The organism is Lentzea terrae (assembly GCF_003265345.1).
In the GTDB taxonomy this organism is placed as follows: Bacteria; Actinomycetota; Actinomycetes; order Mycobacteriales; family Pseudonocardiaceae; genus Lentzea; species Lentzea terrae.
In genome coordinates this window covers 35,715-60,318 of the sequence record NZ_QFWW01000059.1, presented here as the reverse complement: position 1 = coordinate 60,318, position 24,604 = coordinate 35,715, and the positions used below count along the sequence as shown (strand labels likewise).

The following is a 24,604-nucleotide window of genomic DNA, read 5'->3' as shown; positions in this document are numbered from 1 at the left end:
CCAGGCCGTGGCGGCGGCGGAAGGGATCTTACGCAGAATTCATCGGATGACTAGGGCAGCTCGAACCCGGCGTCGGTCAGGACCTTCCTGGCGGGCTCGCTGAAAACGTAGTCGTAGAACCGCTTCGACTCGGGCGAACCGGACACGACCGCGATCGGGAACCTCAAGGGTTCTCCGCCGGCCGCGCGCATGGGCACCGCGATGAGAGCGGGGTTCGTCTTCACGTCGGACGCGTACACGAACGCCGAATCGACCTCGCCCGACGTCAGCTTGGCGAGCGTCTGCTTGACGTCCTGCCCGACCGCCTTGGCGGCGGGTGGGTCGGCGGGCCCGGCGTTCGCCAAGGCGGCCCTGGCCGCCGCGCCACAGGGCTCTTCCGCGGCGCACATCGCGAACGACCTCTGGTCCGCCCCCTGGGCGAAGCTGTCGAAGACCCTGACGTTCTTCGGGTTGCCCTGCGGCAGCGCGAGCACCAGCCGGTTCGACGCGAAGACCTTCGAGTCGAACTTCATGTGCTCGCGGCTCGCGGAGGCGAAGACGTCGGCGTCGCCCAGTTGGTTCTGCAGCGCCGAGCTGGCGCCGAACACGAACTCGACCTCGACGCCACCCTTCGTGGCCTTGAAGTCCTTGCCGATCCGGGTGAACGTCTCGGTCAGTGCCGAGTCCGCGTACACCTTGAGCGGCTTCACCGGCGGTGGCGTGTCATCGCGAGGTGCGGGTGAGCAGGCCGCGAGCCCCGTCACGACAACAGGGACGAGCAGCAGCGTGAGTCGCTTCATCAGTGGAACCCCCCAGTTCTGGCGACACCCTAGCGAACCGGGCGGCCGCGCGCCCCGAACGCCTCGTTGTGACCACCAACTCGTACTTACCTCAAAATTGTTGTTGCACAGTTCTGGCCATAGTCGAGTCCCGGCAATTAGCGTGATCGCTCATGTCACCTGTTGCCATGCACATGAGCGACGGTCTGCTGAACGCGCCGGTCTCCGTCGCCTTTCTCGTCATCGCGGCGATGGGCGTCGGGTTCGCGCTGGTCAAGGCGCGGGCCGACCTTGACGACCGGACGGCGCCGATGGCGGGCCTGGTGGCCACGTTCATCTTCGCCGTCCAGATGATCAACTTCCCGATCCTGCCCGGCGCGTCCGGGCACCTGCTCGGCGGCGCGCTCGCGGCGATCCTGGTCGGGCCGTACGTCGGCGCGTTGTGCGTGACGATCGTGCTGGTGGTGCAGGCGTTGCTGTTCGCGGACGGCGGGCTCACCGCGCTCGGCGCCAACGTCACCAACATGGCGCTGATCGGCACCGCGACCGGGTTCGTCGTCGCGCTCGCCCTGCGCAGGCTCGCCCAGCGGGGCAAGGGCGGGCTGGCCGCGGTCGCGTTCGTCTCGGCGTTCGTCAACACCGTGGTCGCCGCGACCGGCTTCGTCGTCGAGTACGCGATCGGCGGCGCGGGTGGGGTGGAGATCGGCAAGGTCGCGCTGCTGATGTGGGGGCTGCACGCGTTGATCGGCATTGGTGAGGGGCTGATCACCGCCGTCACCGTCACGTCGGTCGCGTCGATCCGGCCCGATCTCGTCTACCTGCTGCGCGGGACCAAGAAGCCGTTGGAGGTCCGGTCGTGAAGAAGTTCTTCATCGGGTTCGCTTTCGTGTCGTTGCTGATCGCGGGCGTGCTGTCGTACTTCGCGTCCGGCGACCCGGACGGCCTCGACAAGACCGTTGAGGACACCGGCATCGCCGAGCACGCGCAGGAACACCCGTTCGCGGGCAGCGCGTTCGCCGACTACGCACTCGGCGGCGACGACAAGTTCACCGGTCTGGCCGGCGTGCTCGGCGTGATCGTCGTGCTGGCCGTGTCGTTCAGCCTCTTCTGGTTCCTGCGCAAGCGGTCTCCTCAGACTGATTTGGCGGACTGATGAGCGGTAGCCACGACCTCCTGCACCACGCCGGCGACTCGCTGGTGCACCGCCTCGCGCCGCACGTGAAGATCCTCGTGGCGTTCGGGGCGGTGCTGGGTGTCGTGGCGACCCCGCGCACGTGGTTCCCGCTCTTCGGCCTGTACCTGCTGCTGATCATCGCGGTGTGGTCCGTCGCGCGCGTTTCCGTGCGGTGGTTCGTGAAACGCGCGGTGATCGAGGCGCCGTTCGTCGTGCTGGCGTTCCTGTTGCCGATCTTCGGCACCGATCCGCGCACGGACTTCCTGGGTGTATCGGTGTCCGTCGAGGGAGCGCTGGCGGGCTGGAACATCCTCGCCAAGGGCACCCTCGGTGTGTTGATCAGCCTCACTCTGGCAGCGACTACGGCGCCGGGGGAGTTGCTGCGCGGCCTGCAGACGTTGCGCGTGCCGGCGCCGCTGATCATGATCGCCACGCTGATGCTCCGCTACGGCGAAGTTGTTGTGGGCGAAGCGAAACGCATGCGCGTCGCCCGCATCTCGCGCGGCGACGACCCCCGTTTCCTGTGGCAGGCGGGCGCCACCGCACGCGCGGTCGGCACACTGTTCATCCGGTCCTACGAACGCGGAGAGAGGGTGCACCTCGCGATGGTGTCGCGCGGCTGGACGGGCAGTCCCGGAGGTTCGGCGATGATCGTCGCGGAGACCCCGGCCGCGCCCGCGCTGGAGGTCTCCAAGCTCGCCTTCGCCTACCCCGACGGCCATCAGGCGCTGTTCGGCATCGACCTGCGGCTGGAGCGCGGCGAACGGGTGGCGGTGCTCGGCCCGAACGGTGCCGGCAAGACGACGTTCGCCCTGCACCTCAACGGGGTGCTGGGTGGCGGCTCCGGCACGGTTTCCGTTGCGGGACTTGAGGTCTCGAAGCAGCATCTGAAGGAGATCCGGCGGCGCGTCGGCCTCGTCTTCCAGGACCCGGACGACCAGCTGTTCTGCCCGACCGTCCGCGAGGACGTCGCGTTCGGCCCGCAGAACTTCGGTCTGTCCGATGTGGACGGCCGGGTGCGCAAGGCACTGCACGCCGTCGGCATGGAATCGGTCGCGGACCGCTCGCCGCTGCACCTCTCGGGCGGCCAGCGCCGCCGGGTCGCGCTGGCCTCGGTGCTCGCGTGCGACCCCGAGATCCTGGTGCTGGACGAACCGTCCGCGAACCTGGAACCCGTGGCGCGCAGGGAGTTGGCCGAACTGCTGCTCGGTCTCGGCCGCACGATGCTGATGGTCACGCACGACCTGCCGTTCGCGCTGCAGATCTGCCCCCGCAGCGTGCTGATCGACGACGGCGTGGTCGTCGCGGACGGCCCGACCCGCGAGCTCCTCGCCGACGCCGACCTGCTCGCCCGGCACCGCCTCGAACTGCCCTACGGCTTCCGGCTCGACTGAAGCCCGCTCAGCACGATCCCCAGCAGCACCTCGGGGTTTCCGCCCTCGTGCAGGCTCTGCAACATCCCCTTCATGAGCACCACGAGGTCGGTGGCTGTCACGTCCGCACGAACGCTGCCCGCCGCCTGAGCCTTGTCGAGCAGGTCGCCCAATGCCGCGTGCAGGCTCTTGCGCAGCTCGGGCGTCACGGTGATCGCGTCGGACATGTCCCGCTTCGCCGCCGCCTCCTCCGCCATCCGTTCGAGGAACGCGAACAGTGCGGCCTGGGGGTCTTCGGCGGGTAGTGAGGCCGACGCGATCATGGCTGCCACCCGCGCCTCGGTGACGGCCTGGAACAGCGCCTGCTTCGTCGGGAAGTGGCGGTAGACGGTGCCGGGCCCGACCCCGGCGCGAGCCGCGATCTCGTCCAGCGGCACCTCGAAGCCCTGAGCCGCGAACAACTCCCGTGCCGCCTCCAGCACCTTCTCGCGATTGCGAGCGGCGTCGGCCCTCATCGTTGCCAACCGGGGCGTGCGTTCCGTATCGTCATAACCGGGGTCACCGTTCCGATTCTAGAGATGGGGGCACGACCAGATGACACGCACACCAGAACAGATCGTCGAGTTCGTCCGCAGGATGGTGGCGGGGGAGCAGTCGCACGGCGACTTCGCCGACCTCTTCGCCGAGGACGGCGTCATGGCCTACAGGTTCCCGACGCAGTGGCAACCGGAGGAGCTCAAGGGGCGCGAGGAGATCCGCGCGTACTTCAGCAAGGTCCGCGGCTCGGGGGTCCGAGAGCGGATCGAGGTCCAGGACGTCCGGGCGAACTGCTGGCGCACCAACGACCCGGCCGTCGCGGTCGCGGAGATCACGCACCGCGGCTGGTCCAAGGTGAAGCAGGACTACTACACGTTCACGGCCGTCGCGATCATCCACCTGCGCGACGGCGAGATCACCCGCTACGACGACTACATGAACCCGTTGCTGCTGGCCGAACTGCTGGGGCTGCCCGACCGGGGAACGGAGCCGGTCGTGTCAGTGCAGACTCCGCCCTTCTGACCGGATCAGTCCGATGTGGACCGCAAGTCGCCGAGGTTCCACGTCACCCCGAATCCACGGGGATGCCGAACATCCGTCAGCTGAACGAAAACACCACTCCTGGCCGCGTGGTCTTGGTTACCTGTCCTTGTGACAGACAGTCGAGCGCGGCGAGTCGTGATCGTTGCCTACGACGACGCCCAGATCCTTGACGTGGCCTGCCCCAGCGGGGCACTGGACAGCGCGAACCAGCACGGCGCGGCACCGCCCTACGCCATCGAGCTGGCCTCGGTCTCCGGGCGCGGGTCGCGCAGTTCGTCGGGAATCGTGCTCGCGGGCGGGCGGAGGCTGGCCGCGGTGACCGGGCAGATCGACACGCTGCTGGTCGTGGGCGGGCACGGAACCAGGGCGGCGATGTCCGACGAGCGGATTCTCACCCAGGTGCGGCGGCTGGCCTTGCGCAGCCGCCGGATCGCGTCGGTGTGCACCGGCACGTTCGTGCTGGCTGCCGCCGGACTGCTGGACGGCAGGCGGGTCACCACGCATTGGGGGTACGGCGAGCTCCTCGCCCAGGCCTTCCCCTCGATCGCGGTGGATCTCGCTCCGCTCTACATCCAGGACGGCAACGTCTACACCTCGGCCGGGGTGACCAGCGCGCTGGACCTCACCCTGGCGTTGATCGAGGACGACCACGGTCCCACGCTGGCGCGCAACGTCGCCCGCGAGCTGGTGACCTACCTGCACCGCCCGGCCAACCAGGCGCAGATCAGCATGTTCCTGTCCGCACCGCCGCCCGGCGACCGGCTGGTGCGCGACCTGCTCGGTCACATCGCCGCGCACCTCGCCGAGGACCTGGGCTCCTCCGCGCTGGCGGCTCGGGCCGGAGTGAGCAAACGCCACCTCACCAGGTTGTTCGCCACCCACCTGGGCACCACCCCCGCCCGTGCCGTGCGAGCCGCCCGGACCGAGGCCGCGGCACACCTGGCGCGCAGCAGCGAACTGTCACTCGCGGCGATCGCACGCCGGTGCGGGTTGCGCTCGGCCGAGACCCTGCGGCAGGCGTTCCTGGATCACTACGGGGTCACGGGGGACAGGATTCGCAGGATGCCGGACATGCCGCAACCGCTGGACCCGCGCCAGGACCACTCTTCGAGGACATGACAGCCGGACGAACCTCGATCGGCGAGAGAACCGATCTGCGCCCGGCAGTCAGTCCTCACGAACTGACCGAAGAGGGGGTCTTTTTATGCGAACGTCCGCACGGTCGTCACTCGCATTTCTCGCGGCGCTGTCCCTGATCTGCGCACCCCAAGCGCCGGCATCAGCCGCTGTGCCGCCTCCGGCCGGCGAGCCGGTGGTTCAGGTGGTCTGCCACACCTGCAACGGTTTCCGCTACCAGAACCCCGGTGAACGGGCCATCTACCTGGTGATCGACGGTGAACGGCACCACGTCCCCGACGAGCTGACCTACTTCAACCTGTGGGTGGACTTCAGCGGGGTGCAGTCCGGCGGCGCCGTCATCGACATCGGGTCGCCGCTGCTCTCCGGGTCCTACCTCGCCCGGGAGAGGGAAACGGGCAGGGTCTACCTGGTGGGCCGCACCAAGCGCTGGATTCCGAACGAGACAATCCTCAACCAGTACTCGTTCGCCAGGTCCAAGATCCGCGACGTGAGCCAGGGGAGCCTGCCGGGACGGGGCCCCGACATCCCCGGCCGGTGAGTGAACCCAGAAGCTGATCACGTCGCTGCACCTGGCAGCGGCGTGATCACGCCTGGGCGGGCCGGCACAAGCGCCAGACCCGCTCCCTGGGCGACGGTGAGATCACCCGCTACGACGACTACATGAACCCGCTGCTGCTGCAGGAACTTCTCGCAGTCTGACCGGCGCCGGTCAGTGGAAGTCGGCGTGCCGGCCGAGCGTCGTCACGGGCGTCGCGCCGGGACGGCTCCACTGCGGCACCGGGCGGCTGGTCTCGTCCCAGGTGGCGTGGCCGTCCGCGGCCGTGCGCCAGTACCAGCAGGGGACGTCGCCCTCCGGCCATCCTTCCGGCTTGTCCTCCCACGCCTCGCCGCGGCCGTAGGGCGTCATGTCGAGCACGCCAATGGACCCGTTGAGCCGCTCGGTGCCGCGGCCCGTGGTCGAGTAGGTCAGGAACACCCGGTCGTCCTCGCGCAGGAAGCTGCTGAGGTGTCCCGGTCCCACCGGTGCGACCTCGTCCCGCACCGAGTACCACGGCTGGGTGTAGCCCATGAACTCGACGTAGGCGGCCAGCTCGTCCCATCCGCCGGTGGCCAGGACGGCGAACGAGACGCCGCGGGCGTTGAGGTACAGGGCGTCCTTCAAGTGCCAGACCGTGGTGGTGCAGCCCTCGCACTGGCCCTGCGGCGGCGCGCCGTCGTACCACATGTGCTGGTAGACCACGAGCTCGTCGCGGCCCTGGAACAGGTCGAGGAACGGCACGGGACCGTCGGATCCGACCACCTCGGTCTTCGCGTCGAACTCCACCATCGGCAGCCTGCGCCGGGCCGCCGCGATGGCGTCGCCCTCACGGGTGTGGGCCTTCTCGCGGATCAGCAGCTCGTCCCGGGCGGCCTGCCAGGTGGCGCGGTCGACGACGGGCGGGCGGCCGGGCAGCGTGGTCGTCATGATCACTCCGTTCGGTGCTGTCTGGCACAGTCGTCACCGTGCGGGTGGACGAACTGCCGGACTGGCTGCCGGACTGGTGCGTGGACCAGTTCGGGGACGAGCCGGTCGGCGTGCTGTTCGAGGCGCGGTCGATCTCGGCGGTGTTCGGCCTGCGGCTGGCCAGAGGGCGGGAGGTCGTGGTGAAGGCCCGCGAGGACGACGGTCGTGCCGCGTCGTGTGTCGCCGCGCAGGCCCAGCTCGCGCAGCGGGGGTTCCCGTGCGCCCGGCCGCTCACACCTGTCGTCGCGGTCGGTGCACTCGCCGTGCACGCCGAGGAGTCCCTGCCCGGCGGGGAGATCCTGCGTGGCGACACGCCGTCCGTCGCCCGGCGGTATGCGGCCGTGTTCGCGCGGTTGATGGCCGAACTCGCCGACGTGCAGGTCGAGCCGCCGTTGCCGAACCCGCGCTGGTCGCGGTGGGACCACACCGATTCCGGGCTGTGGCCAAAGATCGACTTCCTCGACGAGCGGGACCAGAGCGTAGTGCCCCAGTTCGTCGTCGAGATGGCCGAGAGAGTCCGCAAACGGCTGTTGGCCACCAACCTGCCGTGTGTGCTGGGCCACGCGGACTTCGAGGCGCAGAACCTCCGGTGGCGGGACGGCGAGGTGTGGGCCGTGCACGACTTCGACAGCTTGGGATGGCAACCGGAAGCCGCACTGGTGGGCGCGGCGAGCGGCGCGTTCGCCAACGACCCGCCACCGTCACTGGTCCCGGTGGCGAGCTCGGCCGCGTTCCTCGACGCCTACCAGGAACACCGCGGCCGCGCGTTCACCGCGGAGGAGCTGGAGATCGCGTGGGCCGCGAGCCTGTGGACGGCGGTGCACAACGCCCGTTGGGAAGCCCTGCACGGGGACGCGCCGATCTCGCTCGACGCGGTGCGCGAGCAGGCGGCGGAACGCCTCCGCAAAGCGAACGCCTGAACCAGGGGTTCATGACAGGATCATGGCGTGATCCAGATCGTCACCGACTGGGTGTGGGGCTGGGCGTTGTCCCGCGGTACCCCGGATCCGGTCGAGGAACCCGACGGATACCGCATCGACGTCGGTCTGCCCCGGCATCGGGTGCGACACGTCCTGCTGGACCTGGGCTCGGTCAGCGGGCGCGCCGCCGGAATCAGCGAACCCGGCACGTGGCTGAAGGTCTGCGCCGCTCCGGACCAGGTGCGGCCCGCTCTGGGCCCCAGGTGGACGCTCAGCGCGCCGGAGTACCTGATGAGCATCGAACTGGGGGACCACCCGGCCGTCACGCCTTCGGATCACTACACGGTGGACGTGCGCAGCAACGGTGCCGTGCACGATGCCGTCGTCCGCACCACCGGCGGCGAGCACGCGGCGAAGGGGCGGGCCGCGGTGCACAGGCGTGCCGCCGTCATCGACATGGTGGAGACCGACCCCGCGCACCGCAGACGCGGTCTCGGCAGTGTCGTCATGTCCGAGCTGTCCCGCGTCGCCTCGGAGCGCGGTGCGGCGCGCGCCGTGCTGGTCGCCACCGAAGCAGGGCGCGCGCTGTACGAGCAGCTCGGGTGGACGGTCGAGTCACCGATCACCGCCGCACACCTGCCGGCTCAGTAACCGGCCGGTCCGGCCGCGCGGCGCCGGCGTTCCGCCAGCACCGCGGCCAGGTACGGATGCGGATGCGTGACTTCGACCCGAGGCGACCGGATCGCGGCACCCACGTCGTCCGCCAGCCGCGTGCCGAGGTCGAACCGCGCCTGCTCGCTCAGCTCGTGATACCGCGCCAGGTACTGCCGAGCCGCCAGCACCAGCTCGTCCGACAGCTGCGACAGGTCCAGCCCGCGCGCCCAGTCGGCCAGCTGCGGCGGCATCTCCGCGAGCTCCACGTCCTGGCGGGGCACCCGCGTGTGGATCACCAGCGTGCCCGCCAGGTAGTCGCCCACCCGCTTGCCCTGCGGCGAGAACAGCGACACGAACAACGCCACCGCGCCGCCCAGCCCGAGCGCCCAGAAGTCGACGAAGAACCCGCCCAGCGCGCGCACCAGTGCGTGCCGGAAGCGGATGGCACCGCCGTCGTCGCGGACGACCCGCAGGCCCATCACGAGCTTGCCGACGGAACGGCCGCGCGACAGCGACTCGACCAGCGTCGGGTAGCCGATCAGCACGAACACCGCCAGCACCAGGACCAGCGCGGACTGCAGCGCGTCGTCGAACCCGATCGGCGCGATCAGGAAGACGAGCAGGAACAACAGGAACTGGACGAGGACGTCGAACGCGAACGCGACCGCCCTGCTGGCGAGTTGTGCGACGCGCAGGTCCAGAACTACGGCTTCACCGGTGACGAGGTCCCCCACGCGGATAGTGTACTTAACGCCGCTGACCTGCTGTTATGAGGACACCTTACGGCATCAGAGACAAGATCGTGGATCTTCAGTGTTCGCGTAGGCGTACGCGGTGTCAGGGCTCACATGCGGGTCGCCTGAGGTTCACCCGGTCGGGTGACCACCATCAACCAGAGGAGAGCCCCGTGCACGGGAGAGGGTGGGCCGTGCACGGGGCTCGTTCGAGGGGGAAGCAAGATCAGGTGACGCAGTACCGCTAGGTGATCGTGATCAGCAGGTAGCCCGCAGCCAGCACAGCGATCACTGCGACCACCAGCAAAATCATTGTGAGCTGACGCATGATCACTCCTTACTGGTCGAGGTGCGGAAGCTTTCCGTCTGGGAACACATCGGTCCACGGTTGATACGTGCCATTGGCCATCTGAACCGCGTAGCTCACCTCACGACTAAGACTGTTCGCGAGGCGTTGCGCGTACGCCTGTGGATCGGCTGTCTCGCCACCCCAGGCTCTTCCGTCACTCGTCTTGATCCTTATTCGAGGCATTGTCACTCCTCGATACCCGCACACACGACTCTTGCCTTTCCAGCGGTAAGGGCAGCGCTCAGGTTGCAATTCAGCACGTTGTTAGCAGCAGCACTAAGAACGCCTTGCCCAAGGTCAACCCAGCCGGTAGAGACCACGCCGATACCCGTACCTGCGGCAGACGGAACATAGAGGGACAACGCCGCTGCCAGTTCTGTAGTGGACCCATCCCTCAACACTGCATCAATCACAGCTCCACCCGACGTAGCAGCATCCGCAGTCACATCAATGCGGTAGCGCTGTAACCGGAACTTCTTGCCTGATGTAGGAGTCCACACGGCGGTGTTTCCACTAGCGGTCGCAGTCACTGTCTTGGCAATGTTCGGGACCTTCAACCGGTCCCAACTGGGATTGGACCCCTGTCCACCACTGTGGACGTAGTTGTACACAGCCAAAGCGGCTTGTGTGGACATGAACTGGCCGTCTGAGTTGCCCACGTTGCTACCGAACGCATTCGTGTTCACCGAACCTGACCCGAGAGTCACAGCAGTGGTCGGAGCTGAGGGCATGATCACGGAGTGCGTCAGCGGAGCAGCAACGGAGTGAAGGGTGAAGACCGCTGTGTACGTACCGGAAACCGAACCGGTCACATTGAATCGGAAATACTTGCCAACCTTTTGGCCAACCCACATTGTTCCGACCGATGCACCGTTGGATGCGGTAGAGAACGTTGCAAGGGCAGAGACCGGAGTCATGGAACAAGCCGACCACACAACGCCGTCGTTCGACTGCTGGAAAGCGAAAGTGGGAGAGCCTCCGCCTACGGCTGACCACTGAAACGAGATCAACGCATAGTTGGACACGTCGATAGCTGATATGGCACCCGTGGCGGTGATGTTCACTGTGACAGTTTTGTTTCCGCCACCAACCACTAGGCCGTTCTGATCTCCCGCGAACACCTCCGCGTTGTCGGTGCCGTCACTGATACGGCTGGAGACCAGCGCGGGGAAGTCCGCACCTAAGACATTCCATGGCATCGGAACTCACCTCACGATAAGACGTAGAAGACCGGGTTTGTTGGTGTGGAGATGTCCACGTAGAGATCTCCTGCTACGGCACCGGTGATAGTTCCGGGGGCACCGCTACCCGTGAACACACGTACGCCGATGGTTGGTCCTGCTGGTCCTTCGGGTCCGGTTTCACCCTGCGGGCCTACGTCACCTTGTGGCCCTTCTGGTCCTGCTGGTCCCGTGGCACCTGTTTCACCCTGGGGACCTTCCGGACCTACTAGCGAATCGAGCCATTCGGCTTCAGTGCCAACGAATCCGTTGTCAACGGCAACCTCATACGCTGACAAACCATCAGCACCAGGTGATCCGTCTGCACCATCCTCACCCGGTTCACCCTGAGGTCCAGCCGGACCCGCAGGACCAGTAGCGCCCGTGGCCCCGGCTTCTCCCTGAGGACCAGCAGGGCCTGTGAGCCCTTGTGGACCCTGAGGACCGATCGGCCCCTGTTCTCCGGCCGGACCTTGTGCGCCAGCAGCTCCAGGAGGTCCCTGGGGGCCAGGAACACCTTGTATGCCCTGAGGACCAGGCTCACCATCCGCACCAGCGGGTCCAGGCGGTCCGGCCGGACCGGTCCGGCCCAGCTCGATCACCTCAGCGTCGCCAAAGTCCAGCGCGAGATCCACTGATTCGGGAACGGTGACTTCAATGACTTCAATCACTGGGAACACCTCCCGCGTGGTTCACGATCATGTGCCCTTCAAGAACATGTCGGACCTCTTGTGAGGGCATCAGAACGCGGATGACGTACTCAAGCCGTGAAGACGGAAGTTCGTTGGTTTCCTTATCGGACAAGACAACGTTGATCCGATTGTCCTCATCAACGGTGCAGTCGTAAGCCTGATGCCACGGCCACGACCGAACACCCGAGTAGCCCTCTTGCCCCCACAGGAGGAGGGACACCGTAGCCCCAGTGAGGTCGAACGGTTCCGTCTCGGACTCTGAGGTTTCCCTTGTGCCCCAAAGCAAAGAGGCCCTGAAGGTGGCGCCACGGTCAACGTGGAGATCGAAAGTCGTCATGGCGTACTCCACGTCAAGTCATAGTCGGTGCCGCTGGCTTTCGTGAGCACTTGCCCAGTTGTGCCACCAGCAGGAATCGGCGCGTAGGTGACCCATGCGCTACCAGACCAACGCTGTAGGACTCCTGGTGAGTCCAGCCAAGTGAACTGCCCTGTTGCAGGGGAAGCGATAGACGCAGATCTCGCCGCAGCATCAGGGAACCTCGCGATGCCTTGTGAGGTCATCATGTTGAAGTCAGCGCTATCCCAATCATCGCCGTCTGAGTACACCCGGTAAGACATCACTCGCCTCCCTCATCTGAGATCCAAAACTCCACGGATGCTTGAAAGTGCTCGGGATCAAAGTGCAGTGACACACGGGAAACCGGTGCGGGAGGCATACCACCAAAGGTGGGAAGTGCTTGTGGCACACGGTGTCTAGACACCAGGAGTCTTACGTCATCCTGTTTGAACTCGGCAGAAGCCGTTACCGTGCGGTCTGCACGATCAAGGCTCAACGTGTGTGCTCCAGCGGAAACCTGTTTGGTAGCACTGGTGTACAACTTGTCCTCATACGTGAGGAAACCTGTCGGTATGCCTTCAGTGTCGAGGTCAACCAGGGAGATCTCAGTTCCTGAGATGATCCGAACCGGACGCCTGATCAAAGCCGAGTACTGCTGTACCAACGAAAGCACGCTGTCACACCCGAACTGAGGCACGGCCGGAGCGATAGCGTCAAGATCCCAGTTCGAGTCGAAATCGCTGTCATAGGGTGCGTTGTCGTCCCAGTCCTCACCCCAACCAGGGTCCCAACCGGGATGTTCCACAGGCTCTTGTGGTTGCATGACAACAGAAAGCGTCGAGGAGTTCAAAGCGCTGTAGTTGTTGGACACGCCAAGGTAGACCGGTGATGTGGACCAGAGTTCAACATCCGCGTAGGCCTCGTTCAGCACATCCCACGTAGCGCCATCTTCGGAGAAGGAGATCTTTGTTGTGGTGCCACCCTCGCCCCAACGCTCGATCTTCACGTAGAACGCTGACAGAGAGCCAACATCTTCCGGACCGAAGTACGCGGGGAGCATCCACGATCCGGTCTCAGCCGGGTACTCGGGACCACGCGGGAAGATAGCCAGTCGCATGCGGTCCGTGTCGTCTACCTGTTCGACCACCAGGCCAACCCACAACGGTTCGTCGTACTCGGTGAGCAGCTGGACCAGAAACCACCCGCGTGAGTCCACAGTGCGGCCTGTGTTGCGCGCCAACCACTCTGGACCGGTCTCCCCAGGTTCCGGGAACCCCCATGCAAGATCCGGCGTGAGGACGATGACTGCGTTGTGTTCCTCCCACGTAAGGGTTTGTGCCTCTGGGAGATCCACCCGGATAACCAACGGTGCGTCGAACGTGAAGGCAGCAGACGAGACCGCTTCACCTTGCCCGTTCAAGCTGAAGCGGAACGCCGGACCGTAGTCGGTTGTGATCACTTCAGGATCAGGTGCGTTCCCGCCAACTCCGCCGTACGTGAAGAACCACGCGGGCGGTACCGCAGCCTGGCATGTGCTGATGGAAGGCATGATCAGTCACCATCCCACGGACCAGGGTCAGTGATGATGTTCACCCAACGGGTGATCCTGTCTTCTGCGGATTCCTCGGGAAGTTCTTGCCAGCACACCCTCTTACTCAACGCAATGGCATATGTGCCAAGCAACTGCGCGGTGAACCGAACCACGAACCGAGCCTGATGCTTCAACGCTTCCGGACGCTCTGTGTAGGTCATCGTGGTGCCTGTGACTGTGCCCAGGTAACGGAAGTACGCTCCGTACGTGACTCGAACCTTGTCGCCCGTGCGGAGAGGGTTCTCAGGAAGTCCCTGCACCACAGAGGAAACGTAGCGGGCGATGCTGACAGTGGCCGTCTCTGAGTCCACGATCAATGTCTGTGAGGCAGGATCGAACCGGTAGCCGTTCGTGTAGTCGAACGAAGCCAAGCCGTTCTCTGGCACCCAGTCCTGAACCTCTTGCCCCACAAGGCCGCTGCCTACGAACCCACCAACGGTCGAGGGGACCACTTCTGCGGTCTCCACCGTGAAGAGTGTTGGGTCGTAAGCAACGTATGGCATCAGAGATCGAGTCCTCCCGCTACGAACTTCCTGGCTTGCAACAACTTCTCGATCTCGCGTCCCACTTCAGCAGGGTTGTTCGAGGGATGCGCATATACGTTGATCGTGATCGGGGAACCACCAGAACCCTTGCTACTGCCGGAAATCTCTATGTCCGCGTTGGCGCGTAGGTCTGCACCCGCTACCGCATCACTGATGCCGGACATGGCACGCTCTACGGCTTGTGTGCGCGACGAAAGACCTTCAGCCAAACCATCAATCGTCTGCTGTCCCAACGTCTTCATGACGCGTGAAGGGCTAGAGATACCAAGGACTTTCTTCAACCAGGAGGGGATCAGGTTGCCCAGTCCCGAAACCTTGTCCTTCACCCACTGGAGACCGGCGTTGATGCCGTCGACCAGGCCACGCATGACGTTTTTCGCTAGCTCGATCATCCGACCAGGCAGGCTCTTGATGAAGTCCACCGCAGCGTTGAAGGCGTTCTTCACGAACTCGGGGATCTGCTTGATGATCTCGAACGTCTTCACGAAGATCGCAATGTTGAACTTCACGTAACCGACGATGAAGCCGATCACCTTCTCTACCACGAACTTGATGCCCTCGAACACCTTCTTTGCGACTTCTCCGACAGCTTCGAACACAGGTTGAAGTCCAGCCCAGATCGTCTGGAAGAACTGGGTTTGTGTTGCGAGATAGACGATTCCGGCCACAAGTGCGGTGATCGCAAGGATGATCAGACCGATCGGGTTGGCGTTCAAGGCCGCGTTCAGCAACCACTGTGCTGCTGTCATCGCACCCGTAGCAACCGTGCTCGCTACCTGAACAGCCTTCTGTGCTACCCAGGATGCAGCCGCTTTCACGGACGCAGCTTGAGCGAGGTTCGTTGCGAGAGTGAGGATGTCCATCGCTCCGGCAACACCCATGATCAGCGGCTGCGCACCTTCGAGCGATTCTCCAATGCTGGCAAGGGCACTGCCTTCCCCACCAGCGGCAGCGAGGGAACCACCCAGGTCACCCAGGGCACCCGCAAGCTTGGCTGAGTGGCCTCCTGCGGAGTCGAACTTCTCTCCCAGGTCCCGAGTCTGGTTTCCGACGTCCCGAAGTCCTGACGTGGCTTTGGAGACGTCCGCAGTCACCCTCACAAGCACGGTGCCCGCCATGTGTGTTCACCTCCTCGCTTTCCTCAGTGCTGCAACGATGTCCGCTTGCTCTCTCATGGTGAGCCGGTACCAATCCTCAGGCTTCCAACCAGGCAGGCTCACCATGATGTTGGCTAGTCGTCGGGACTCTCGTTCAAGAGAGTTGATCCTTTTCCCTGGTCTGACTCAGGATCAAGGTCCGGTTCGGGGAAGTAAGACTCCAGCTCGGAGAGCGTCATCCCCTCGATTGCTTGCCACGACGTCTTTTCGGCTCTGTTCTCGTACGCCCACACCGTGGCCACCAGCGTGCGGATGCCTCCCAGCTTCTCGAAGTCCATCCCGTAGCGTTTCTGTGCCGCAATGACTTCAAAGCCTGTGAGACCCTTGATGCTCTGTTCGAGCGGCAGTCTGTCCGTCATGGTTGAAGATCCTGTTCTGCGATGAGCTGATCAATGCCCTTGTTGATCAGGGCGATAAGTTCTTGTGCCAGAACGTCATCAGCTCTGTTCATGAAGTGTTGCGCGCGGATGTTCCGCTTCGGGTTGCCGTAGTTGATGACAGCGCTGTACTTCGCGGAAGATCGTGCAGCCGCTTGGTTCTTCTTCGACTTCACAGCCTTGATCTTGCCTGCCAGGAAGCCGGAACGCTTAGGTGCCAAGGATGCGGTTACCTCCGCATACCGTTGCGCCACAACAGGCATGGTGGGGATGTCGGTCAGCTTCAGGCCAAGACTGTTAAGACGTGCCACGACTTCTGACATGCCTTCGAGTTCAGCCTTGATCGCCTTTGCCATCAGACACCCGTGTCCCGCTCAGGCTTTCCGCTTGTGGAAGGCCACGACACGGACACCACCTGGCGAGCTGAATCACTCGCATCCGCTTCACCGCCGAGTGCGTCACCATCAGGCAATGCGATGCGACATGTTGCAGTGAAAGAAGGTTCGGTAGCCGTTGGTGTGTCTGCGCCGTAGAAGTTGGCCGCCACCTCGGTTTCCTCACCCGCGTGGTCGTACATGAGATTCCAGAGCGAGTCCGGATCACCCGGATCTTGAACGAACGTGAGATCGAGCGCCCAGTCTCGCCCGCCACCCGCTTCAGCGTCACCGAACGAGAGGAAGTCTGACTCCGACTTCTTGTTGGTGAAGACGGCTTTCGACACCTCGAACTTACGCTCTTCGTCCTCGATCGTGAGCCGAAGGATGTTCTTCTTGATTGCTGCCATGGTGTTTCACTCCTCACAGCTTCCCGATCTTGCCTATGTGAACGATGGTTCCGAGTAGGGACATCCCCGACTCAACGAACTCTGTGGGCTCATCGACCCCTTTGAGGGACCAATCCCCAGTGTTGGCAAGGGTTCCCTCGATCAAGGCCTCCAGATCGGCCACACGGGTAGCGGAGACGCCCACCAGCAGGGTGACCGTGAGGAGGACCTCGAACGAGCCGTACGTGTCACCAGCGACCACGTAACGACCATCTTCAAAACCGACGATGGCACAGGGAGGCGCTACCCGACCAGGCCACGGCGGATGAACCGGAACATCAAGCGCGCCAAGGTCTTCTATGAGCTGAGAACGCATCTCCTCGATCATCCTGGCGTCCCCAATCCACGCTTGGACATCAGCAGTGGGGCTACCGACAACATGGCGTCACGAGCCAACCTGGCGGGGATACCTTCTGCATACTGAACCATCCCGCCAGGGTTGTTCCGCCTGATCCACAACTCCGACACCAGTTGAAGATGCGCGCTGTCAAAGACGTACGGGTGGACCTTCCCGCCGCGCAAGTAGTCCTTGATCAGCTCCGGAGCAGCGTTGAAGAAGAGGATCAGGAACTCATCCTCTTCAGACGCACCAACGTAGTTGGCCGCCTGTTGCAGCGTCACCGCCATGATCCACACCTCCAACTTTTGTCGGCGAATTTCTTGATCGTTGATCAAGCCTTGCGCTTGCGTGCCGTGGTGGAACGCCTGGCGCGCTTCGGAGCGTCCGCCTGTGTAGCGGTCTTCCGTGAAGCGCGCTTTGCCTCGTCCGGCTTGGCTTTCTCGCGCTTCACGGCCTTCTCACTTGGCTGCTCCGCGACTTCCTGTAGGTACTCACCCTTGTCGCCGATCGGGTTACTCATCGCCAACTCCCTTACCCGCCAACGAATCAGGCCGTGTAGGTGACCTTGCGGACACCGGCATCATCAATGATCGCTTCCGCCGAGTACTGCCAGAAGCCCAGGAAGACCGACTTCACCTGAATATCAAAATTCAGCTTCCTCGGAGCAGACAACCACTGATATACGGCACCACGTTCGATCAGGTAGGAATCCGACAGAGAGGACACCTTCACGGCGGTAAGGCCGTTGCCCAGGTCGAGAGTCCACAGGTTCGAGCGTGTGCCGTCCGCGTTGACCACAGGAGTGGCAGGGAACAACTTGCGGCCCGTGGTGTCACGGGCGGTTGCCAGTGCCTTGAAGAGAGCCGGTTCCGCAGCGAGCACACCAAAGCGGTCGAGATCATCAACGTCGACCGTGGTCTCTTCGAGATCATCCGCAAGAGCAACGTCCACACCGTTCAGTGCGAGCGGGGACGGATCAGTGAAGGCTGCCAACATGTCTGCGATGCGGTCCTCTGCACCGTTCGCGGCACTGCGCAGCATCTTGCTCCAGATCATTCCGTCGACCTGCGGACCGGCCTTGTCGGCAAGCTCCCTGGTGATCTCCACCTTGCCGGACAGCGCGTGTGGCACAACATCCTGATCAGTCGCGGTGAAGGTACCGAGTTCCGGTTCGACACCTTCCACATGCGGTGCAACGAGATCAGCCGCTGTGCCGAACTTGGGCACAGTGAATGTCTGGATATCACTCAGGGTTCCGCCGCTGATCATCCCGGCAAGCGGACGTCTGACATCTCTCTCATCCACATACAGATCAGGGCGGAAACCCTTGGGTGTCAGGGTTGCAGCATCGCCGGTATCCACGAACGCCACACTCAGGAACTTGTCCATACGGGTACGCGCGTCACTGTCGTTCTTGTAGTAGCCGTTCCACGCGTCCTGCACGAAGCTGTGAGCACCACGGGAACCGTTGAAGCGGTAAGGGAGTTCCTCGTCCACGTGCACACGCGGGACGGCTTGTAACTGCGGTCCGTCGCCACCCTCAGCAGGTGCGGCAGTCTGAGCGCCAATCGCCTTCACGATGGCATCAGCCATGTCGTTGGAATTGAGTTCGATATTGATCACGGGGGCAGCACCCTCCGTGATGTCGAAGGTTACCTTCGAGTCGGCACCCATCGGGGCCACCCCTTCCTCTTGCATCGCAACACTTTCCACCATCGCACCCGCGTAGGCGGGCAACGGCGTCAGAGAGATCTCTCCGCCGAATGCTTGGGAGACAACGAACTCGTCGCCTACGGTCTTGGCTCCGCCACGCGGGACATCGAGGCCAACGCTGAACCCGAGAGCGCCATCTTCAGCAAGGGCAAGGATCTCGTCGCCGCGTGCTGTCTTGCTGACCTTGACCTTGACGCGCAGAGCGTCATCAGTCCACTCGTGAGAGGCAAGCTTGCCGACACCACGGTTCACGTCGTGGTTGTGCAGTGCGGGAGTCCGCTGTCCGAACTGGACGCTGTCACGGAGGAAGCGCCACTTCTTGCCCTTCTTCCACGCTGTCTGACCCAACGGGATGGCGATACCCGAGATCATTCGGGACTCCTGATCCACGCTGAGTGTGGTGCTCGGAGCGAACTCGAACGTGACGCGATCATTCATCGGTCTGCTCCCCGTTGTTGTTGTCTCCCAAGGGAGAGCGGTTCTCCAGCTCGCGGATTTCATCGCCCGTGACAGGAGGCTTGCCCGTGATCTGCCCGATCTCCGCAGCGATCTTGTATGTCTCGTAGCGTTCCTTTGTGTTGCCACGGAGGAACGCATCCCAGTTGATCAGGACCTTGTGTCCGCGCGGGGTGACATCGTTGAGGCTCAAGCGTTGTTCGAGTGCGGACGTCAGCAGTCCCACTGTGAGATCAGTGAACGCGCGTCTGATGTCCTGTTCGTTGGTGTATGACCGCGTAGTTTGGTTGACTGCCAACCACGAGGGGTCGATACCAGTGCACCGCGCACACTCTTTGATCTCGAACTCACGACTGTCGATAAGGGACAGTTCCTGCGGAGTCATCCGCTGTACCTCGTGGCGCTCTACGCCGTCCGGAATGAAGCCGGTGGATCGAGCCTGCCGTGAGGCATTCCACGCGGTGAGGAACTCAGTCAGCATCGGATCATTCGGCAGGATGCCGGGGGCCGTGAAGTACTCGGCGGCCTCTGGGGATTGGTTGTACAGCTCCACGGCGGCTTCCAAGCGCAGCAACCGTTTCACGGTCGGAGCGGCACTCTCCACCATCGGATCTGCTGGTGAGATGAACAAGATCCCAGGGAACTTCCCATCCTCAATCCGCAGCTCCCTACCGCGTACCCGGATCAAGCCGTCCTCGTCTTGCGTCCACTCGCCCACAGGGATGCGTTCGACCGCAGTAGGAAACCCCTTCTCATTGCGTTGCAACACAAGCCACAGAGATCGGGAGTCGTACCAGAGATCTTCGAGCGTCCGGGCCACCGTGACCACGCGTACGAGTCCGTTGGGGCTCTCCGGCTGGACCAGAAGATCGTGACTGACCTCTTTGCCGTCGCGCTCCCTGATCGCGTGCAGAGGGAGCTGGGCGGGCACGCCACAGATGAGATCTCTTGCCCTACGGAAAGCTGGGATTCTGCGAATCTGGTCTCTAGTGACTCTTCCGCTTGCGTAATCGTTGCCTACCAATGCCTTATAGGTCTCATAGTCACTACCAACGGGCATGCCGGAGAATTGAACAGCGGGAGATTCGGCATTGAGAGAAGTCTCAACACCAGGTGATTCCATTAACCACTGCCAAAAGCCCACGTTCGCTCACTCCACCTTATCGGAGCCCACCATCACGCCGTTCTCTGTCACCATCCATAACATCGGCGCTTTGGGGAGTCCTCTCGCAAGCCACACAGCACCCGCTACGGCCAATGTGCCGTCTTGCGGTACACCGGTTACCGCATCCTGTGGCTTAGGTGGTGCCGCGCAGATCTGATGCTGTAGCAACTCATCCCCGTTGTGGGCGATACGTGCGGCACCGATGAGTTCTGCGAGGGTGGTAACGGCTTCTGCTGTGTTAGCGGCAGTGAGAGGAGTGCTACGCGGGAGTTTCGCTAGCTCCTGAGATAACGGGTTCGGTCCTGCTGGCATCTGTTTGAGCCATCCGAACACCCGAGGATTGATGCGGGTGAGGAGTGCCTTGATCTCACTTCGGAAAGTGGTGGTGGAGTCCCATACCCTCACGGTCTCGACTCTGACCCGATCATCAGGCAGCACAGCCGCAGCAACCAAGCTGATGTGGCTCAGATCGGGGCTCAGCGCCACGCACACGGCCAGAGCACGGCGGTAGGGGTCGAGGGTGCCGGGGTCCAGGCATGAGGCCCAGAAGGACGGCTGAACCAGCGCCTTCAGCATGGGGACGCCAATGCACAAGTTCTCGGTTTTGAAGATCTGTGGCGGTCCCGTCATCTTCGACGCTAACGAATCCTCCGTGATGGTGAATCCCAGTGCGGGATCTGCCTGCCGCCACTGTTGTCTATCGGAGATCTCGAATCCGGGTGCTTCGGCATCCGCCGACCATTCGAAATGCCCCACGTGAGGATCTGTGCCCGCTATCGCAAGATTGCGGAAGTGATTCAGCACCACAGAGCGGACATCGCCCGCGTTGCTCAAGAGCAGCGTTATCGAATCCGGTACCGCTGTCGTAGTCGAGTCCGCAGCGGCATGTGCCTCGAACGTCTCATGCTCACGCAACTCATCCTCGACCAGTATGTCAATCCGCTTCTTACCACGCCCGCCCTTACGGTTAGCACTCGCGATTTTGTACTTGGCACCTTGCTTTTGTGTCGTGGCACAGACTCGACCCGCGCCTTTCACCACGTGCACGGAACCGAAGATGTCTTCTAAGGACTCCAGTACCGCAACACAGTCTTCCCAGCTTTCAAGGGCGGTTTCCAGCGTGGCAGAAGTCCCTAGCACTGCCTTACGGCCGTGTGCGATGAAATACGCAATAAGGTAACTCGCCCATTCGGTCTTCCCGTTCTGCCTGGACACCAGAAGCAAGATGTACGAGAAACGGAGGAATCCGTTCGGGAGGAGTTCCAATGCGTGCACATAGAGCCATGCCTGGTAGGGCATCGGCATCCATCCCGCCTCTTGCACGCACCAGCGCACCACGTCGAACCCCAGAGAGGTCTCAGGCGTGAGGGGTCGAAGCGGTTCTGTCCACAGCCTAGGCTCTGTGATACCGACAAGCTCAGGAAACGTTGGTTCCTGGTTCAAAACATCCTGGAAGATTTGTTCGAGGGATCGTGTGTCTTTCGGGGATTCTTCCGAGGATGGTTCCTCTTCTGTGGAGGTTTCCTCGGCTTCAGGATTCTCAGCGGAAACAAAAACGGAAAGGGCGGCCTGGCCAGGAGTGTGGATAGATGGGGAAAATGGAGTTGTAACGGGTTGACGTGTGTGTTCGGGTGAAGTGTCTTCCCCGAGGAGTTCAGATATAGACACGATGCGTTCGGGAGTGGACATGTGTCACCACTCCGTCATGTGAGTAGGTTGCGGTTCGGTGCCCTGATTGCTACCCGGTTCTCCGGCCATCCTGTTGCATGGCCAGCACGAGGACTCCAGGTATTGAGGGTCATCCCCAACCTGAGATCGTGGCCTTGTGTGGTGGACCTGAGTGGCAGTGCCTTCACAGTTGGGCGATATGCGTAACTGACAGGTGTGGTTATCGCGTTCGAGTACCGCAACCCGGATCTTTCTCCAGGTGCGGGAACCACCGTTCGGCCAGTTGATGGATTTGCCCATACCTCACAGATCGGCACCTAGCGACTCACGCTTCGCGCGCCATGTGGCTTTCCTGCGTAGGCTCTTCCTGGCTTCTGTCAGAATCGCTATCACATAAGTGGGATCTGTGCTGAAAGCTTCCTGCCATGTTGGTGGATTCGAAGGTAGTTGCAAACGGGTGGAATCTACATAGCGCGCTCTCTCGTAAGCCTTGACACACTCTTTGCACTGTGTTTGTCGGCCATCTTTGCTAGCGGGGTGTTTGTAGAACGCGGAGAGTGGTTTGGTGACAGAACACGTACGGCAGGACTTCACAGGCTCTGAGGGATCATCGAACCGCTTGTGGGGTCTCCCGTACCTCTTAGTTGTCACAATGCCGTATGTGTCCGCTAAGAACTTGTCCCAGAGTTCGGCGACTTTCACAGAATGCCTACAGGTGCCGTTGTGCTCGAACAGCGAGCAATCGCATGTCGTCGGGCCGTCACCGACGACTACGAGGTGTTCGAACGCTTTGACTTCCCCTACGAGCCCTATCCCGTCCTGAAAGGACACCTCGCACGGCCATTCGCCCAGAATGCGAGCGCTCACGACATTGCCCCAGTGCAGGGAACCGCAAGCGTGAGGAGTCCGTTGTCCACACTGCATTGAACTTCGGTGAAGCTGCAACCGGGATCTCTCGGAAGCACAATCTTGCGGAACCAGGCAATGGCTACGTCGGTGATGTCTTGTTCGTTATCGAGATCCACACCTGGACCAGGCGCGGCCGTACTCATCCAACAAAGAACAGAGCCGGTTACGACTTCTGGTCTATCTCTATCCGCCACTTCAAGCATCACACGCTGGATTGGAATGTCCATCAGATGATTCCTTCCAACCATGCTGATTCCTTCTGTTTGGAAGCCTCCTCATAGCGTTCATAGCGGATCTTTGTGTTCTCTGTTGCCTCGGCCGCGTACCGCGCGAGTGCTTCAATCACATCATCCGTTATGTGGATCTCTTTCCAAGCTCGGAAGTGATCTTTCCCTGAGCCCTCCATGATTGCTGGAATGCTCTGACCAGCAGTAGAAGACCCTTCTCCCAGGGAAGGAGGTCTAGTGAGATCATCTGGGACCACCAGATCACACCGACTGGGGAGTCCTCCGGGCCTGCCCTTCCTGAAGTGGATCAGTCCTCGATTGTGAAGGCGTTGGAACGACTTACCGACTAGTGTGAGGCTGAGTCTCTTCCCGTAAGCACTCTCAATCGCTACAGCCATGTATCCGTATCCCGTGACAATCGACTCTCCTAACTCATGATGTCTCCAGAGGAGGAGTTTCAGCATGAGGGAGTCGCTAAGCGGGAGGGTGTCGAACAGGCCAGACGTTTCATAGTAGGAGAAGACCGATTCAACGCGTTCAGGCAGTGTTGTGAACAAGAATTCGACTCCGTTCTCTAAGAGGGCGATAGCTTCCCTCTGCTGAAGAATTTTGGCACCACGGTCACGACCAGGATGCTTTGAGGTGATGTACTCGGATACGTCTGGGTATAGCATGAATGCTTTCAGCCAAGAGGCATCGTCGCTTATGTGGGCCTTTTGCATGCTCTCGACTTCACGTAATAGGTGAAGTGTCTGGCGGTTCGCCCTACGGCGTAAGCGGTCAAGGTGTTCGCCCATTTTGTGTTATCCTCACAATGCGGTTTGGTGAGGTCGTACCTGATAGTTCTCCCAGTTGAGAGTAATGCCCCCTACGGTCGAACACGTAGGGGGCTTTCTTCGTTTCCTCACTCGACGGGCCACTCGTGTCTGATCACCTTCCACGCTTGTTCGTCCGACAACACCTGAAGCGTCGGAGGGTCAATGTCGGCGATCTCTCGGTATTCATAGGCCCTGTTGGTGCGTGTCACCCGTTGCCATCGCCCACGTGATGCGTTGGCCAACGCTTTGTGATCGCCTGAGGTCTTCCCCTTCCTCGTGATCCACCACATGACCTCATCACCCTTGCTCGTCACGTAGATCACGCAGTCGCGACGTTGTGCGCGCGACAGAGTGCCAGGATGGCCCAGAACTGAAACAACCCTGTTGGTACGTTCGTCTACCTCAACGGGAATGTTCGGCACTATCGAAAGCACCCATATCGTCTCAGTGTCCTTAGGGAATCCTTGTCTATTCACTGTCATACTCCTTCAAAAGCTCTTGTAGTGTGTTCGGATCTTCTTTGTAGAACTCTTTCGCAAACGCAATCATCATCTTGTCCAATGCTGCGCTCATCGAAAGTTTGTGGCCCTGTGTGATGGACAGGTCCCAAGCGAGAGATTTCAACCTCGCCACCGTTCTCGTGTTCAGTGACACCGATGTTCGGTCCACTTCACACCTCCTGTGATTGGCACTGATTGCTACTCAATGATGAGCCAATCGGAGCAGACGTCAAGAACCACGCTAAGTCGTACTGGTTATGCTTTCCTCCGCCTTATGCACTTCTCCCTCTTACGAAGTGTGTGGATCAAGGCTGCGCTGTCCTGTAGGCCTCTGGCAGGCCTGGTTGTAGTGCGGGCATGAGAAAACCCTCCTGACGAGA

The 24,604-nt window shown here is 62.2% G+C and carries 28 protein-coding genes and 1 pseudogene; 9 read left to right on the top strand and 20 right to left on the bottom strand.

The genetic code is table 11. From position 1 onward, the window contains the following. Nucleotides 1-50: 50 nt before the first annotated feature. Nucleotides 51-779: a molybdate ABC transporter substrate-binding protein gene (gene modA, locus DI276_RS48690; RefSeq protein ID WP_112277162.1), complete on the bottom strand. Its 729-nt coding sequence runs from the start codon at nucleotides 777-779 to the stop codon at nucleotides 51-53. Between the two features lie 152 nt (nucleotides 780-931). On the opposite strand from modA, the gene DI276_RS48685 reads away from it, so the two are divergent. The 4 genes and pseudogenes from DI276_RS48685 (at nucleotide 932) to DI276_RS51720 (ending at nucleotide 3,326) form a co-directional block, all read left to right on the top strand. After that, nucleotides 932-1,618, top strand: a complete 687-nt coding sequence (locus tag DI276_RS48685) for an energy-coupling factor ABC transporter permease (protein ID WP_112277161.1) — start codon at nucleotides 932-934, stop codon at nucleotides 1,616-1,618. Beyond that, the gene (locus tag DI276_RS48680) at nucleotides 1,615-1,911 is read left to right on the top strand and encodes a PDGLE domain-containing protein (protein ID WP_112277160.1); all 297 of its coding nucleotides are present in this window, start codon (nucleotides 1,615-1,617) and stop codon (nucleotides 1,909-1,911) included. Before DI276_RS48685 ends, DI276_RS48680 begins: the two co-directional genes overlap by 4 nt. Beyond that, nucleotides 1,911-2,549: pseudogene (gene cbiQ / locus DI276_RS51725) on the top strand (cobalt ECF transporter T component CbiQ); the annotation flags it as partial. The gene DI276_RS48680 and the pseudogene cbiQ, both read left to right, overlap by 1 nt. A 30-nt stretch (nucleotides 2,550-2,579) precedes the next feature. Then, nucleotides 2,580-3,326 (top strand): energy-coupling factor ABC transporter ATP-binding protein, encoded by a 747-nt coding sequence (locus DI276_RS51720; protein ID WP_198681380.1) that lies wholly within the window; start codon nucleotides 2,580-2,582, stop codon nucleotides 3,324-3,326. Here the strand turns inward: DI276_RS51720 and DI276_RS48670 are convergent. Further along, on the bottom strand, nucleotides 3,305-3,820 hold the full coding sequence (locus DI276_RS48670) for a TetR/AcrR family transcriptional regulator (RefSeq protein ID WP_112277158.1): 516 nt from the start codon (nucleotides 3,818-3,820) through the stop codon (nucleotides 3,305-3,307). The genes DI276_RS51720 and DI276_RS48670 overlap by 22 nt on opposite strands. Before the next feature lie 79 nt (nucleotides 3,821-3,899). On the opposite strand from DI276_RS48670, the gene DI276_RS48665 reads away from it, so the two are divergent. The 3 genes from DI276_RS48665 to DI276_RS48655 all read left to right on the top strand — a co-directional run bounded on the left by DI276_RS48665 (nucleotide 3,900) and on the right by DI276_RS48655 (nucleotide 6,063). Next, entirely contained in the window at nucleotides 3,900-4,364 is a 465-nt protein-coding gene (locus tag DI276_RS48665; protein WP_112277157.1) for a nuclear transport factor 2 family protein, read from the top strand. A 156-nt stretch (nucleotides 4,365-4,520) separates the two neighbouring features. After that, nucleotides 4,521-5,504 carry a GlxA family transcriptional regulator gene (locus tag DI276_RS48660; RefSeq protein ID WP_198681361.1) on the top strand — a complete coding sequence of 328 codons (984 nt, stop codon included), beginning with the start codon at nucleotides 4,521-4,523 and terminating at the stop codon, nucleotides 5,502-5,504. 85 nt (nucleotides 5,505-5,589) lie between these two features. After that, nucleotides 5,590-6,063 (top strand): hypothetical protein, encoded by a 474-nt coding sequence (locus DI276_RS48655; RefSeq protein WP_157985423.1) that lies wholly within the window; start codon nucleotides 5,590-5,592, stop codon nucleotides 6,061-6,063. Between the two features lie 171 nt (nucleotides 6,064-6,234). Here the strand turns inward: DI276_RS48655 and DI276_RS48650 are convergent, their stop codons facing one another. Continuing rightward, nucleotides 6,235-6,990 (bottom strand): DUF899 family protein, encoded by a 756-nt coding sequence (locus DI276_RS48650; protein ID WP_112277327.1) that lies wholly within the window; start codon nucleotides 6,988-6,990, stop codon nucleotides 6,235-6,237. A gap of 38 nt (nucleotides 6,991-7,028) precedes the next feature. Between DI276_RS48650 and DI276_RS48645 the strand changes: the two genes are divergently transcribed. Continuing rightward, entirely contained in the window at nucleotides 7,029-7,949 is a 921-nt protein-coding gene (locus DI276_RS48645) for a phosphotransferase enzyme family protein (RefSeq protein WP_112277326.1), read from the top strand. 27 nt (nucleotides 7,950-7,976) lie between these two features. Next, complete coding sequence (locus DI276_RS48640) at nucleotides 7,977-8,600, top strand: GNAT family N-acetyltransferase (RefSeq protein WP_112277154.1); 624 nt, start codon at nucleotides 7,977-7,979, stop codon at nucleotides 8,598-8,600. Here the strand turns inward: DI276_RS48640 and DI276_RS48635 are convergent. The 17 genes from DI276_RS48635 to DI276_RS50630 all read right to left on the bottom strand — a co-directional run bounded on the left by DI276_RS48635 (nucleotide 8,594) and on the right by DI276_RS50630 (nucleotide 23,628). Continuing rightward, nucleotides 8,594-9,337: an RDD family protein gene (locus DI276_RS48635; RefSeq protein WP_232837445.1), complete on the bottom strand. Its 744-nt coding sequence runs from the start codon at nucleotides 9,335-9,337 to the stop codon at nucleotides 8,594-8,596. The two genes, DI276_RS48640 and DI276_RS48635, sit on opposite strands and share 7 nt — an antisense overlap. A gap of 534 nt (nucleotides 9,338-9,871) precedes the next feature. Further along, the gene (locus DI276_RS50660; protein WP_157985422.1) at nucleotides 9,872-10,885 is read right to left on the bottom strand and encodes a hypothetical protein; all 1,014 of its coding nucleotides are present in this window, start codon (nucleotides 10,883-10,885) and stop codon (nucleotides 9,872-9,874) included. A 1,330-nt stretch (nucleotides 10,886-12,215) separates the two neighbouring features. After that, nucleotides 12,216-13,484: a hypothetical protein gene (locus tag DI276_RS48620; RefSeq protein WP_157985421.1), complete on the bottom strand. Its 1,269-nt coding sequence runs from the start codon at nucleotides 13,482-13,484 to the stop codon at nucleotides 12,216-12,218. A 2-nt stretch (nucleotides 13,485-13,486) separates the two neighbouring features. Continuing rightward, nucleotides 13,487-13,993 carry a hypothetical protein gene (locus tag DI276_RS48615; RefSeq protein WP_157985420.1) on the bottom strand — a complete coding sequence of 169 codons (507 nt, stop codon included), beginning with the start codon at nucleotides 13,991-13,993 and terminating at the stop codon, nucleotides 13,487-13,489. Between the two features lie 35 nt (nucleotides 13,994-14,028). Further along, nucleotides 14,029-15,189: a hypothetical protein gene (locus DI276_RS48610; protein WP_157985419.1), complete on the bottom strand. Its 1,161-nt coding sequence runs from the start codon at nucleotides 15,187-15,189 to the stop codon at nucleotides 14,029-14,031. A 113-nt stretch (nucleotides 15,190-15,302) separates the two neighbouring features. Beyond that, nucleotides 15,303-15,587: a hypothetical protein gene (locus DI276_RS48605; protein WP_112277148.1), complete on the bottom strand. Its 285-nt coding sequence runs from the start codon at nucleotides 15,585-15,587 to the stop codon at nucleotides 15,303-15,305. Beyond that, a complete protein-coding gene (locus tag DI276_RS50650; RefSeq protein ID WP_157985418.1) occupies nucleotides 15,584-15,961 on the bottom strand; it encodes a hypothetical protein in 378 nt (125 codons plus the stop codon). Before DI276_RS50650 ends, DI276_RS48605 begins: the two co-directional genes overlap by 4 nt. Continuing rightward, nucleotides 15,961-16,389, bottom strand: coding sequence for a hypothetical protein (locus tag DI276_RS48595; RefSeq protein ID WP_112277146.1), 429 nt, complete (start codon nucleotides 16,387-16,389; stop codon nucleotides 15,961-15,963). Before DI276_RS48595 ends, DI276_RS50650 begins: the two co-directional genes overlap by 1 nt. 13 nt (nucleotides 16,390-16,402) lie before the next feature. Further along, entirely contained in the window at nucleotides 16,403-16,756 is a 354-nt protein-coding gene (locus tag DI276_RS50645; protein ID WP_157985417.1) for a hypothetical protein, read from the bottom strand. Then, entirely contained in the window at nucleotides 16,753-17,055 is a 303-nt protein-coding gene (locus DI276_RS48585) for a hypothetical protein (RefSeq protein WP_157985416.1), read from the bottom strand. Before DI276_RS48585 ends, DI276_RS50645 begins: the two co-directional genes overlap by 4 nt. A 44-nt stretch (nucleotides 17,056-17,099) precedes the next feature. Beyond that, nucleotides 17,100-17,288, bottom strand: a complete 189-nt coding sequence (locus DI276_RS50640) for a hypothetical protein (RefSeq protein ID WP_157985415.1) — start codon at nucleotides 17,286-17,288, stop codon at nucleotides 17,100-17,102. 26 nt (nucleotides 17,289-17,314) lie between these two features. Then, nucleotides 17,315-18,919 (bottom strand): phage major capsid protein, encoded by a 1,605-nt coding sequence (locus tag DI276_RS48580; RefSeq protein WP_112277143.1) that lies wholly within the window; start codon nucleotides 18,917-18,919, stop codon nucleotides 17,315-17,317. Next, a complete protein-coding gene (locus DI276_RS48575; RefSeq protein ID WP_269814381.1) occupies nucleotides 18,912-19,997 on the bottom strand; it encodes a phage portal protein in 1,086 nt (361 codons plus the stop codon). Before DI276_RS48575 ends, DI276_RS48580 begins: the two co-directional genes overlap by 8 nt. 90 nt (nucleotides 19,998-20,087) lie before the next feature. After that, complete coding sequence (locus DI276_RS48570; protein WP_157985413.1) at nucleotides 20,088-21,791, bottom strand: hypothetical protein; 1,704 nt, start codon at nucleotides 21,789-21,791, stop codon at nucleotides 20,088-20,090. A 282-nt stretch (nucleotides 21,792-22,073) separates the two neighbouring features. Beyond that, the gene (locus DI276_RS53585) at nucleotides 22,074-22,694 is read right to left on the bottom strand and encodes an SWIM zinc finger family protein (RefSeq protein ID WP_408610655.1); all 621 of its coding nucleotides are present in this window, start codon (nucleotides 22,692-22,694) and stop codon (nucleotides 22,074-22,076) included. Next, complete coding sequence (locus DI276_RS50635; protein ID WP_157985412.1) at nucleotides 22,634-22,906, bottom strand: hypothetical protein; 273 nt, start codon at nucleotides 22,904-22,906, stop codon at nucleotides 22,634-22,636. Before DI276_RS50635 ends, DI276_RS53585 begins: the two co-directional genes overlap by 61 nt. Beyond that, entirely contained in the window at nucleotides 22,906-23,628 is a 723-nt protein-coding gene (locus DI276_RS50630) for a hypothetical protein (protein WP_157985411.1), read from the bottom strand. The genes DI276_RS50635 and DI276_RS50630 overlap by 1 nt, the downstream gene beginning before the upstream one ends. Nucleotides 23,629-24,604: the final 976 nt, after the last annotated feature.